At 72.7% G+C, this 12,106-nt stretch carries 8 protein-coding genes; 4 read left to right on the top strand and 4 right to left on the bottom strand.

The window, feature by feature from the left end:
* Positions 1 to 56: 56 nt before the first annotated feature.
* The 3 genes from HFV08_RS03395 to HFV08_RS03385 all read left to right on the top strand — a co-directional run bounded on the left by HFV08_RS03395 (position 57) and on the right by HFV08_RS03385 (position 5,254).
* Complete coding sequence (locus tag HFV08_RS03395) at positions 57 to 1,304, top strand: outer membrane protein assembly factor BamB family protein (RefSeq protein WP_168535747.1); 1,248 nt, start codon at positions 57 to 59, stop codon at positions 1,302 to 1,304.
* A gap of 69 nt (positions 1,305 to 1,373) precedes the next feature.
* Positions 1,374 to 3,605, top strand: a complete 2,232-nt coding sequence (recD2, locus tag HFV08_RS03390; RefSeq protein WP_168535745.1) for an SF1B family DNA helicase RecD2 — start codon at positions 1,374 to 1,376, stop codon at positions 3,603 to 3,605.
* Positions 3,606 to 3,937: 332 nt separating this feature from the next.
* Positions 3,938 to 5,254: a citrate synthase gene (locus tag HFV08_RS03385; protein ID WP_312885346.1), complete on the top strand. Its 1,317-nt coding sequence runs from the start codon at positions 3,938 to 3,940 to the stop codon at positions 5,252 to 5,254.
* A gap of 764 nt (positions 5,255 to 6,018) precedes the next feature.
* Here the strand turns inward: HFV08_RS03385 and HFV08_RS03380 are convergent.
* The 4 genes from HFV08_RS03380 to HFV08_RS03365 all read right to left on the bottom strand — a co-directional run bounded on the left by HFV08_RS03380 (position 6,019) and on the right by HFV08_RS03365 (position 10,529).
* Entirely contained in the window at positions 6,019 to 8,346 is a 2,328-nt protein-coding gene (locus HFV08_RS03380) for a heavy metal translocating P-type ATPase (RefSeq protein ID WP_168535738.1), read from the bottom strand.
* A gap of 129 nt (positions 8,347 to 8,475) precedes the next feature.
* Positions 8,476 to 8,793, bottom strand: coding sequence for a heavy-metal-associated domain-containing protein (locus HFV08_RS03375; RefSeq protein WP_168535736.1), 318 nt, complete (start codon positions 8,791 to 8,793; stop codon positions 8,476 to 8,478).
* 363 nt (positions 8,794 to 9,156) lie between these two features.
* On the bottom strand, positions 9,157 to 9,354 hold the full coding sequence (locus tag HFV08_RS03370; protein ID WP_040253322.1) for a helix-turn-helix transcriptional regulator: 198 nt from the start codon (positions 9,352 to 9,354) through the stop codon (positions 9,157 to 9,159).
* Positions 9,355 to 9,629: 275 nt separating this feature from the next.
* Complete coding sequence (locus tag HFV08_RS03365; RefSeq protein WP_168535734.1) at positions 9,630 to 10,529, bottom strand: sugar phosphate isomerase/epimerase family protein; 900 nt, start codon at positions 10,527 to 10,529, stop codon at positions 9,630 to 9,632.
* Between the two features lie 551 nt (positions 10,530 to 11,080).
* On the opposite strand from HFV08_RS03365, the gene iolC reads away from it, so the two are divergent.
* On the top strand, positions 11,081 to 12,043 hold the full coding sequence (iolC, locus tag HFV08_RS03360; RefSeq protein ID WP_168536503.1) for a 5-dehydro-2-deoxygluconokinase: 963 nt from the start codon (positions 11,081 to 11,083) through the stop codon (positions 12,041 to 12,043).
* The last annotated feature ends 63 nt before the right edge of the window (positions 12,044 to 12,106 follow it).

Here is a 12,106-nt window from a genome sequence, read left to right as displayed (position 1 = left end):
ACCGGTGGAACCGCTTTCTCTTCCGTATCCGCAGATACCCGTGGGGGGTTTCCCTGATGATCTCAACCAGCCGACTGCGCGCGAGACTCGGCCTGGTGACCGCGGTCGCCGCGCTCGCGACGGCGGTGACCGCGAGCCCGCAGGCGGCGGCACCGGAGCCGGGCTCGGCGGCCACCGCCGCCGAACTGCAGGACGCGACCCTCGGCTACCGGGCCACCGCCCGGGGTGACAGCGCGGTGCCGGGGGCCACCGCCGCGGCGCCGTACAAGAAGCTGTGGGCGCGCGACTTCGGGCAGGTGGTCTCGGCTCCGGTGGCCGTCGGGAACCGGGTCTTCGCCGTGGTCAACGCCGACCGGGGGGACGAGGGCGGCCCCCGGATGGAGCTGGTCGGGCTCGACGCCGCCACCGGCAAGGACCTGTGGCCGCAGAAGTTCCTCACCTTCCGGCCGAACGCCACCGTCACCTACGGCGGCGGACTGCTCTACACCCAGACCTCCGATGCCGAGGTGACCGCCTGGGACCCGGCCACCGGCAAGCAGCGGTGGCGGGCCGAACTCGGCAACGGCTACTGCCAGTTCCCGCCGACCTGGTACGACGGCGTGCTCTACACCCACGACGGCCGCGGCCGGGCGATCGCGCTGCGGGCCACGGACGGCGCCGAGTTGTGGCGGGCGCCGCTCGCGGAGAACGGCTTCACCAATGTCGCCGTGGACGCCACCGGGGTCTGGATCGGCTTCGACGACATCGCCTACCAGCTCCTGGACCGCAAGACCGGCAAGGAGATCCGCCGCATGGAGGTCCCCGACGTCTCCGGGCCGGGCGGCAACCCGGGCGTGCTCGGCGACGGCGCCCTGTGGCTGCGCAGCAGCACCTACCAGGCCGAGAAGACGACCGCCTTCGAGGAGAAGACCGGCCGGGCGCTGCGCTCGCTGCCCGCCGACGCCACCCCCGCCTTCGGCCCCGGCCGCGCCTACGTCGCCTACCGCGGCAAGGTGAAGGCGCTGGACACCGCCACGTACAAGACGGCCTGGACGTACACCAGTCCGGTCGCGGCGGCCACCGTGCGCCTGGTCGCGAAGAACCAGGTCTATGTGGCCGACGCCGACGGGCAGTTGGTGGTCCTGGACGCCAAGTCCGGCCGCAAGGTGTGGTCGTACCGGCTGTGGCCCGCCCCGCACCCGCAGGAGCCGGTCTGGGCCGAGTCGGACTGGAGCGGCTGGACGGTGCCGGGCATCGCCACCGCCAAGGGGCGGCTCTTCGCCCCGGCCGACGAGGGCTTCCTGATCGGCTTCGGCAAGGGCTGAGCGGGCCGGTCGCCCGGCCGGTGCCCCGGCGCCCCGCCCGCTGTCGGCGGCAGGCGGTAGCGTCGGGGCATGTCCGGTCTTTCGGTGGTCGAGGGCGTCCTCGAACGGATCACGTACGCCAATGAGGACAACGGCTACACGGTCGCCCGCGTCGACACCGGCCGCGGCGCGGGGGACCTGCTGACCGTCGTCGGCTCGCTGCTCGGCGCGCAGCCGGGGGAGTCGCTGCGGATGGAGGGCCGCTGGGGCTCGCACCCGCAGTACGGCAAGCAGTTCACCGTGGAGAACTACACCACCGTGCTGCCCGCGACCATCCAGGGCATCCGGCGCTATCTCGGCTCCGGCCTGATCAAGGGGATCGGCCCGCGGATCGCCGACCGGATCACCGAGCACTTCGGCCTGAAGACCCTCGACATCATCGAGGAGGAGCCGGGCCGCCTGGTCGAGGTGCCCGGGCTCGGCCCCAAGCGCACCAAGCTGATCGGCGCGGCCTGGGAGGAGCAGAAGGCGATCAAGGAGGTGATGATCTTCCTCCAGGGCGTCGGCGTCTCCACCTCCATCGCGGTGCGCATCTACAAGAAGTACGGCGACTCCTCCATCGACGTGGTGCGCCACCAGCCCTACCGGCTCGCCGCCGACGTCTGGGGCATCGGCTTCCTCACCGCCGACCGCATCGCCCAGTCCGTCGGCATCCCGCACGACAGCCCGGAGCGGGTGATGGCGGGCATCCAGTACGCCCTGTCCCAGTCCACCGACCAGGGCCACTGCTTCCTGCCCGAGGAGCAACTCCTCAGCGACGCCGTCAAGTTGCTCCAGGTGGACAGCCAGCTGGTCATCGAGTGCCTGGACCGGCTCGCCGCCCAGGACGAAGGCGTGGTCCGCGAGCGGGTGCCGGGACCCGAGGGCGGCGAGGAGGTCACCGCGGTTTATCTGGTGCCCTTCCACCGCGCCGAACTCTCCCTGTCCGCCCAGGTGTTGCGGCTGCTGCGCACCGAGCAGGAGCGGCTGCCCGCCTTCGCGGAGGTCGACTGGGACAAGGCGCTCGGCTGGCTCGCCACCCGTACCGGCACCGAACTCGCCCCGGAGCAGCGGGAAGCGGTGCGCCTCGCGCTCACCCGGCGGGTGGCGGTGCTGACCGGCGGACCCGGCTGCGGCAAGTCCTTCACGGTGCGCTCGGTGGTGGAGCTGGCCCGCGCCAAGCAGGCCAAGGTGGTCCTCGCCGCGCCCACCGGCCGGGCCGCCAAGCGCCTCGCCGAACTGACCGGCGCCGAGGCCTCCACCGTGCACCGGCTGCTCGAACTCAAGCCGGGCGGGGACGCCGCGTACGACAGGGACCGGCCGCTCGACGCCGATCTGGTGGTGGTCGACGAGGCCTCCATGCTGGATCTGCTGCTCGCCAACAAGCTGGTCAAGGCGGTGCCGCCGGGCGCGCACCTGCTCTTCGTCGGTGATGTGGACCAGCTGCCGAGCGTCGGCGCGGGCGAGGTGCTGCGCGATCTGCTGGCGCCCGGCAGCCCGGTGCCCGCGGTGCGGCTGACCCGGATCTTCCGGCAGGCGCAGCAGTCCGGCGTGGTGACCAACGCGCACCGCATCAACTCCGGTACGCCGCCGCTGACTTCGGGCCTGGACGACTTCTTCCTCTTCGTCGAGGACGACACCGAGGAGGCGGGCCGGCTCACCGTGGACGTCGCCGCCCGCCGCGTCCCGGCCCGCTTCGGCCTCGACCCGCGGCGCGACATCCAGGTCCTCGCGCCCATGCACCGCGGCCCGGCGGGCGCGGGCACCCTCAACGGCCTGCTCCAGCAGGCGATCACGCCCGCCCGCCCGGACCTGCCGGAGAAGCGCTTCGGCGGCCGGGTCTTCCGGGTCGGCGACAAGGTCACCCAGATCCGCAACAACTACGAGAAGGGCGCCAACGGCGTCTTCAACGGCACCGTCGGCGTGGTCACCTCGCTCAGCACCGAGGACCAGCGGCTGACCGTACGCACCGACGAGGACGAGGAGGTGCCCTACGACTTCGACGAACTCGACGAGCTGTCCCACGCCTACGCGGTCACCATCCACCGCTCCCAGGGCAGCGAGTACCCGGCCGTCGTCATCCCGGTCACCATGAGCGCCTGGATGATGCTCCAGCGCAATCTGCTCTACACGGCGGTCACCCGCGCCAAGAAGCTCGTCGTCCTGGTCGGCTCCCGCCGGGCGCTCGGGCAGGCCGTGCGCACCCTCTCGGCGGGCCGCCGCTGCACCGCCCTCGACTTCCGGCTCTCCGGGGCCGCCACGTCCGCCGCCGCGCCGCGCTGAGGCGGTGCCGGGGCGGTGTCCGAGGAGCCCCGGACGAGGTCCGGAGGCGCCCCGACCCGGCCCGGAGCAGGCCAATCCGTCGGCCGGGGGCGGGTCCGCGCGGCCCCTGTCCTGCCGCCTCCCCGCCCCCGTGCGAAAATTTTGATCGATCAAACGAGTAGGAAAGGTCACACTGCTCTTCCGGAACCGGGGCGAAGACGGGCAGGATGAGCAGGTTGCGCGGCACTCAGTGCCGCGGATAGGCCTAATGGTCGACCCCGAGTGCACTCTCCTGAGCCAAATGGGGGAGGGTAGAGACAGTCAGGGCACCTCGAAGATGAGGCACTACGTCGGTGAGGGAAGACGTGAGCGACAACACCCAGAACAACGGCGCGGTAGTAGTCCGGTACGGCGACGATGAGTACAGCTACCCGGTGGTCGACAGCACCGTCGGCGACAAGGGCTTCGACATCGGCAAGCTCCGCGCCCAGACCGGCCTGGTCACCCTGGACAGCGGCTACGGGAACACGGCCGCGTACAAGTCCGCCATCACCTATCTCGACGGCGAGCAGGGCATCCTGCGCTACCGGGGCTACCCGATCGAGCAGCTCGCCGAGGGTTCCACCTTCCTGGAGGTGGCGTACCTCCTGATCAACGGCGAACTGCCGACGGTCGACGAACTCGCCACCTTCCGCAACGAGATCACCCAGCACACCCTGCTGCACGAGGACGTCAAGCGCTTCTACGACGGCTTCCCGCGGGACGCCCACCCGATGGCGATGCTGTCCTCGGTGGTCAGCGCGCTGTCCACCTTCTACCAGGACAGCCACAACCCCTTCGACGAGAAGCAGCGGCACCTCTCGACGATCCGGCTGCTCGCCAAGCTCCCGACGATCGCCGCGTACGCGTACAAGAAGTCGATCGGCCACCCGGTCGTCTACCCGCGCAACGACCTCGGCTACGTCGAGAACTTCCTGCGCATGACCTTCTCGGTGCCGGCCGCCGAGTACGAGCTGGACCCGGTCGTGGTCTCGGCGCTCGACAAGCTCCTGATCCTGCACGCGGACCACGAGCAGAACTGCTCGACCTCCACCGTGCGCCTGGTCGGCTCCTCGCAGGCGAACATGTTCGCCTCGATCTCGGCCGGCATCTCCGCGCTGTGGGGCCCGCTGCACGGCGGCGCCAACCAGTCGGTCCTGGAGATGCTGGAAGGCATCAAGCAGTCCGGCAGCGACGTCGACACCTTCATCCGCAAGGTGAAGAACAAGGAAGACGGCGTGAAGCTCATGGGCTTCGGGCACCGCGTCTACAAGAACTTCGACCCCCGGGCGAAGATCATCAAGTCCGCGGCGCACGACGTCCTCTCGGCGCTCGGCAAGAGCGACGAGCTGCTCGACATCGCGCTCAAGCTGGAGGAGCACGCGCTGGCCGACGACTACTTCGTCGAGCGCAAGCTCTACCCGAACGTCGACTTCTACACCGGCCTGATCTACCGGGCCATGGGCTTCCCGACCGAGATGTTCACGGTGCTCTTCGCACTGGGCCGCCTCCCGGGCTGGATCTCCCAGTGGCACGAGATGATCAAGGAGCCGGGATCGCGCATCGGCCGTCCCCGGCAGATCTACACCGGCGTGGTCGAGCGGGACTTCGTCCCGGTCGAGCAGCGCTGAGCCGCACCGCACCCCCGCACCACCCCGCACCGCCCGCCCGGCGCAGGAAGGGCGTCCACCGGACGTCCGCTCCGCGCCGGGACCACGGCGGCACACGCACAGCACCGCACGGCAGAGAACACAGCACGGCACGGCACAGAACACGGCGCCGCACGGCACAGAACGCGGAAAAGCGCCCCGTCACCAGTCCCCCCACGGGCCGGCGATCGGGGCGCTTTCCATGTCCCGGATTCGGATTCCCCCCACGGGATCCGGCCGGGCGCTGTCCCGAACGGATTCCCCCCACGGGATCCGGACGGGCGCTCTGGGTGCAGCGCCTGCTGCGGTGGTGCGGTGTGCCGGGACCCGTACGGACGGGAGGGCCGCTCAAAGCTCTCCGTGTACGTGTCCCGGCCACGCTGTCGAACCAGGAGGCGTCCCCCAAGACACCTCCCCGATGCCGGACGCGTCCCCCAAGACACTTCCGCCATCACCCTCTAAGACTCACAACCCCCGCCGATGGTTACGTAGTCCACGGTGTGATCTACGTCTCTCGCACAGCTTCTTTACAACTGCGCGAGCGCCGAGCGGTGATCGCGACTCAACAGTAAGGAAGTTGAGCAGGATCTGTGAAGGGCTGTATCCAGCCTAGCGTTCCGTTGACCAGATGGGCACGCCTGGTCCCGAAATTCGTGAAGGTTCTCGGGAAGGAGCGTGACCGGCCCGGCCGGAGGCCGCCGGCAACCGGGCCGGAAGCTGTCCGATTTTCGGCGCTCCCTGTCCGGTCACCTGAAGTTTCTCAGGCGAAGGCTGTTGCTGACCACAAAAACCGAGGAAAAAGCCATGGCTGCTCCTGCGATCATCGGGTTCAGCAGTCCGGCGGCCGCCAGCGGCAGGGCGGCGAGGTTGTAACCGAAGGCCCAGCAGAGATTCGAGCGGATCGTGCCCAGGGTGCGCCGGGAGAGCCGGATCGCCTGCGCGGCCACCCGCAGATCCCCGCGGACCAGGGTCAGATCGCTCGCCTCGATGGCCGCGTCGGTGCCGGTTCCCATCGCGAGACCGAGGTCGGCGGTGGCGAGCGCGGCGGCGTCGTTGACCCCGTCGCCGACCATCGCCACGGTGCGGCCCTCCTCCTTCAGGCGCCGGACCGCGGCCACCTTGTCCTCGGGCAGCACCTCGGCGACCACCTCGGTGATCCCGACCTCCAGGGCCACCGACTCGGCCACCGCCCGGTTGTCCCCGGTGAGCAGCACCGGCGTCAGGCCGAGAGCGCGCAACTCCCGTACCGCCTCGGCGCTGGTCTCCTTCACGGTGTCCGCGACGGTCAGCAGCCCCCGGGCCGCGCCGTCCCAGGCGACGGCCACCGCGGTGCGCCCGTCCCGCTCGGCCTGCCCGGCCGCCTCGGTCAGGGCCTTCGGCAGCGTGACGCCCTCCTGTCCGAGCAGCCCCGGGCGGCCCACCAGTACGCGGTGCCCCTCCACGGTGCCGCGCACCCCGAGCCCGGCCAGGCTCCCGAACTCCGTGACGGGCGGCAGCGCCCCGGTGCGCTCGGCGGCGCCCGCGGCCAGGGCGCGCGCCACCGGATGCTCCGAGGCGTGCTCCACGGCCCCCGCGAGCCGCAGCAGCTCGTCCGCGCCGGTGCCCTCGGCCGGGTGCACCCCCGCCAGCGCCATCCGGCCGGTGGTCACCGTGCCCGTCTTGTCGAGGACGACGGTGTCCACACGGCGGGTGGACTCCAGGACCTCCGGGCCCTTGATCAGGATGCCGAGCTGGGCACCGCGGCCGGTGCCCACCATCAGCGCGGTCGGCGTGGCGAGGCCCAGCGCGCAGGGGCAGGCGATGATCAGCACCGCCACCGCCGCGGTGAAGGCGGCCGTCGGCTCCCCGGTGGCGAGCAGCCAGCCGAGCAGGGTGCCCAGGGCGATCAGGAGCACCACCGGCACGAAGACCCCGGAGATCCGGTCCGCGAGCCGCTGCACCTGCGCCTTGCCGTTCTGTGCGTCCTCCACCAGCCGCGCCATCCGGGCCAGTTGGGTCTCGGCGCCGATCCGGGTGGCCTCGACGACCAGCCGCCCGCTCGCGTTGACGGTGGCCCCGGTGACGGTGTCGCCGACCGCGACGTCCACCGGCACCGACTCCCCGGTGAGCATCGAGGCGTCCACGGCCGAACTGCCCTCGACCACCGTGCCGTCGGTGGCGATGGTCTCGCCCGGCCGTACGGCGAAGCGGTCGCCCTTCTTCAACTCCGCCACCGGTACGCGCACTTCGCGGCCCTCGCGGAGCAAGGCCACGTCCTTGGCGCCCAGTTCGAGCAGCGCGCGCAGGGCGGCACCGGCCCGGCGCTTGGAGCGGGCCTCCAGATAGCGGCCGAGCAGCAGGAAGGTGACCACGCCCGCGGCGACTTCGAGGTAGAGGGTGGATCCGGCGTCCCCGCGGGAGAGCGTCAGATCGAAGCCGTGCCGCATCCCCGGCATCCCGGCGTGCCCCCAGAACAGCGCCCACACCGACCAGCCGAAGGCCGCGAGGGTGCCGACCGAGACCAGGGTGTCCATGGTCGCGGCGCCGTGCCGGGCCCCGGTGAACGCCGCCCGGTGGAAGCCGAATCCGCCCCAGACCACCACCGGCGCGGCCAGCGTGAGGCTGAGCCACTGCCAGTTGTCGAACTGCAGCGCCGGGATCATCGAGAGCAGGACCACCGGCAGCGAGAGCAGCGCCGAGACGGTGAGCCGCTCGCGCAGCGCACGCAGCGCGGGGTCCGCCTCGGCCGCGGGGGCCGCCGGGTCCTGCGCCGCCGCGGGCGCCGGCTCGGGCGGGGGCGGGGGCTCGGCGGTGTAGCCGGTGCGCTCCACGGTGGCGATCAGCTCGGTGACGGTCACCCCCGTGGGGTAGGCCACCTTCGCCTTCTCGGTGGCGAAGTTGACCGTGGCGCGCACGCCCTCCATCCGGTTGAGCTTCTTCTCCACCCGGGCCGCGCAGGCGGCGCAGGTCATCCCGCCGATGGTCAGCTCGACCTCCCCGGCGGCGCTCCTGCCGGCCGTGCTCTCCCCGGCCGTGCTCTTCCCCGCGGGGCGGTCCCCGCCCGCGGGCGGTGCTTCGGGTGCGGTGCTCGTCATCGTCATGCTCCACGGAATCCGTGTGCGGACCGCGCCGTACGGAACCGGTATCAGCCGGCCGGTACGGCCCGGTGCCCCGGCGGGTTTGCCGGGAGGTGCCCGGGGCGGCGGGGCGCCCCGGGCGCAGGCTCAGGCGGTGCCGGTCAGCTCGTAGCCGGCCTCGTCCACGGCGGCGCGTACCGCCGCCGGGTCCAGGGGCGCGGCGGAGACCACGGTGACCCGGTTCTCGGCGGCGGAGGCCGTCACCGAGGTGACTCCCGGCAGTGCGCCGACCTCCTCGGTCACCGCGCCCTCGCAGTGCCCGCAGGTCATCCCGCTGACCTGGTAGACGGTGGTGACGCCGCCCGTGCCCTCGGCGCCCTCGGCCGCTCCGCCGTGGCAGGAGCCGGTGGGGGAGCAGCAGGAGGCGGCGGACTCGGCGGCGGTCCCGGTCTGTGCGGCGGTCATGGGTTCTCCACGGGTCGTCGGGCGGCTCCGGTGCGGCCGTGCGGCCGGTGCGGGGCCGGGGGCATAGCGTGCGAAGGCGGCCCGGTGGTCCGGGGGCTCTCCACCTTTCCCACGGTATACCCCTAGGGGGTATGAATCCAAGCCGAGAGCGCCCGTGCGGCGCACTTCGCCCCCGGGTAATTCGCTCGGTACGCGCCCGCGCGCGCTCCGTGTCCGCACGCCCCCCGCGCACCCTGGCGCCGACCCGCCGACCCGCCGACCCGCCGACCCGCCGACCCGCCCCGGCGCAGAGAGGCGCCCCGCCACCGGAGTCCGGCGGCGGGGCGCGTGGGCGGGGTCGCTAGGGCGGGCTGTGCGGGGCGCTCAGGCTCTGCGTCCCCGGTTGCCGGGCCGGGCGGCGGCCCAGGAGCGCACCGTATCCGCGTACCAGTACGGCCGCCCGCCCTCCACCTGATCCGGTGGCGGCAGCAGTCCGTGCTTGCGGTAGGAGCGCACCGTGTCCGGCTGTACGCGGATGTGTGCAGCGATCTCCTTGTACGACCAGAGCCTGCGGTCCGTCATTCGTGCACCTCCAATGCGCGCGCCGGGACGGCGACCCGTTCGGGCGCCGGAGAAGTCCGGGCATCTCGCGCTGGCGATCTTCAGCCTGTGCCCGGACAACGACGCAGCGTGATGTCGCTGAGCCGCTGTCGGTGGCATGTGACCCAAAACCCGCGTAGGCGTGACGGATGTGACGAGTCACGGCTATTTGTGACAGAGGTGACGCATGGGCCGGCGGCCCGTACGGTCCGGCGATCCGCCCGCGTACGGGCGGGAGTTGGCGGCGCCGCTCCCGCTCAGGCCCCGCAGCTGCGCAGGAACTCCCGGGTGCGGCGGGCGATCGGCTGCGGACGGTCCGGTTCGCAGGGGTACATGTCCTGCTCGACGATGGCGAAGAGGTCCACGTCCAGGGACTGCGCGGCCTGCAGCACGGGTTCGAGCGCGGGCACGCCCGCGGGCGGCTCGCACATCACCCCGCGGCCCACCGCGGGCCCGAACGGCAGGTCCTCGGCGTGCACTTGGGCGAGGACCGCCGGGTCCACCTGCTTGAGGTGCAGATAGCCGATGCGCTCCCCGTAGGTCTCGATCAGGCGCACGCTGTCGCCCCCGCAGTAGGCGTAGTGGCCGGTGTCCAGGCAGAGCGAGACCAGGTCCGGGTCGGTCGCGTCGAGGAGCCGGGTGACGTGCTCCTCGGTGTCCACATGGGTGTCGGCGTGCGGGTGCACCACCGTGCGCAGCCCGTAGCGGTCGCGGACCTCGCGGGCCAGCCGCTCGGTGCCCGCGGCCAGGGTGCGCCACTGCTCGGCACTCAGCTCGCGGTCCTCCAGGACGGCGCCCGTCTTGTCGTCGCGCCAGAAGGAGGGGATGAGGACCAGGTGCCCGGCCCCGGAGGCCTGCGCCAGCGCCGCCACGGACGAGACGTGCTCCCAGGTCGACTCCCAGACCCCGGGCCCGCGGTGCAGCCCCGCGAAGACGGTCCCGGCCGAGACCTTCAGGCCCCGGCTCCCGGTCTCCTCGGCGAGCTGTACGGGATCGGTCGGCAGATAGCCGTACGGGCCCAGCTCGATCCACTCGTAGCCGCTGGCCGCCACCTCGTCGAGGAAGCGCCGCCAGTCCACCTGCCGGGGGTCGTCCGGGAACCACACCCCCCAGGAGTCGGGGGCCGAACCGATCCGGATCCGCGACAGCGTCGTCATGCCCGCCAGAGTCACCGTCCGCCGAGCGGGGTGTCAAGCGCGCCTGCCGCCCCGGACCGGGGCGCGGGCGGGCGCGGACGGGGCGCTTGGCACGGCACCCGGCGGGTGACGGAGGAGACCGGTGTGACGGGAGACAGGACACCCGTGCGGCGGCGTGCTTTGGTGGAGGCTGCGGTACGCGTTCCGGCGGGGTGCACAGCGAGTGGGTCGACGACGGGCGGGTGGGACGAGAGCGGACGGCCGAGGCGAGACGCCGAGGCGGTACGGGGCGTACGGCACGTCCGGATCGTCCGGCGGAACGGCAACAGGAACGACCAGGGACGAGCACGGGAACGGGAACGGCGACGAACAGAGACGGGACCGGGAACGGGCACGGCAGCGGGAACCGGAAGGGGAGTGCGGGAGTGAGCCAGGGGCGCGAGCACGGCAGGGGATCCGGGGCGGGCGAGGAGGCCGCGGGCCCCGGGGGCGGGGACGCGGCGCCCGGGGATCCCGACCGGGCCCCCGACCGGGACGCCGACCAAACCCCCGACCGGGACCCGGACGGAGCCGTGGTCACCTCTGCCCACGCCCCCCTCGACCTCCTGACCATCGGCCGGGTGGGCGTGGACCTCTACCCGCTCCAGAGCGGGGTGCCGCTGTCCGAGGTGAGCAGCTTCGGCAAGTTCCTCGGCGGCTCGCCCACCAATGTGGCCGTCGCCGCGGCCCGGCTCGGCCGCCGCAGCGCCGTCATCACCCGCACCGGCGCCGACCCCTTCGGCCGCTATGTGCACCAGGCGCTCACCGGGTTCGGGGTGGACGACCGCTGGGTCACCGAGGTCCCCGGGGCGGCCACGCCCGTCACCTTCTGCGAGATCTTCCCGCCGGACGACTTCCCGCTCTACTTCTACCGCCAGCCCAAGGCGCCGGACCTCGAAATCCGCCCGGAGGAACTGGACTTGGGCGCGGTGGCCGCCGCGCGGATCTTCTGGATGACCGGTACCGGGCTGTGCGAGGAGCCGAGCAGATCCGCGACGCTCGCCGCCCTCGCCCACCGCGGCAGGCGCGGCACCACCGTCTTCGACCTCGACTGGCGGCCCATGTTCTGGCGCGGGGATCCCACCGCCGCCTACGCCGAGGCGCTGCGCCACGCGACCGTGGCCGTCGGCAACCTGGACGAGGCCGAGGTCGCCACCGGCGAACGCGAACCGGAGGCCGCCGCCCGCGCCCTGCTCGCCCGCGGCGTCGAACTGGCGGTGGTCAAGCAGGGCCCCAAGGGCGTCCTCGCCCTGCACGCCGACGGCACCCGCGCCGAGGTGCCGCCGCTGCCGGTCGAGGTGGTCAACGGGCTCGGCGCGGGGGACGCCTTCGGGGGCGCCCTGGCCCACGGCCTCCTCGCGGGCTGGGACCTGGAGTACCTCATGCGGTACGCCAACGCCGCCGGGGCCATCGTCGCGGGCAGGCTGGAGTGCTCCTCGGCGATGCCCCGCCCGGACGAGGTGGCGGCCGCGCTCGCGAGCGGAGCGGTGCGATGAGGGCGGCGGTGCGGGCCGGGACGCGGGCCGGGCCGGCGGCGGGCGCGGCGTCCGGTGCGCCGG

The sequence above is a fragment of the Streptomyces physcomitrii genome (assembly GCF_012273655.1).
GTDB lineage: Bacteria > Actinomycetota > Actinomycetes > Streptomycetales > Streptomycetaceae > Streptomyces > Streptomyces physcomitrii.
This window is presented reverse-complemented; position numbering and strand designations above follow the sequence as displayed.

Bases quoted from the DNA above. Each gene is read 5' to 3' on its own strand.
- HFV08_RS03370 (WP_040253322.1), bottom strand. From the start codon at position 9,354: ATGACGGACCGCAGGCTCTGGTCGTACAAGGAGATCGCTGCACACATC.
- HFV08_RS03365 (WP_168535734.1), bottom strand. From the start codon at position 10,529: ATGACGACGCTGTCGCGGATCCGGATCGGTTCGGCCCCCGACTCCTGG.
- HFV08_RS03395 (WP_168535747.1), top strand. From the start codon at position 57: ATGATCTCAACCAGCCGACTGCGCGCGAGACTCGGCCTGGTGACCGCG.
- HFV08_RS03380 (WP_168535738.1), bottom strand. From the start codon at position 8,346: ATGACGAGCACCGCACCCGAAGCACCGCCCGCGGGCGGGGACCGCCCC.
- HFV08_RS03375 (WP_168535736.1), bottom strand. From the start codon at position 8,793: ATGACCGCCGCACAGACCGGGACCGCCGCCGAGTCCGCCGCCTCCTGC.
- recD2 (WP_168535745.1), top strand. From the start codon at position 1,374: ATGTCCGGTCTTTCGGTGGTCGAGGGCGTCCTCGAACGGATCACGTAC.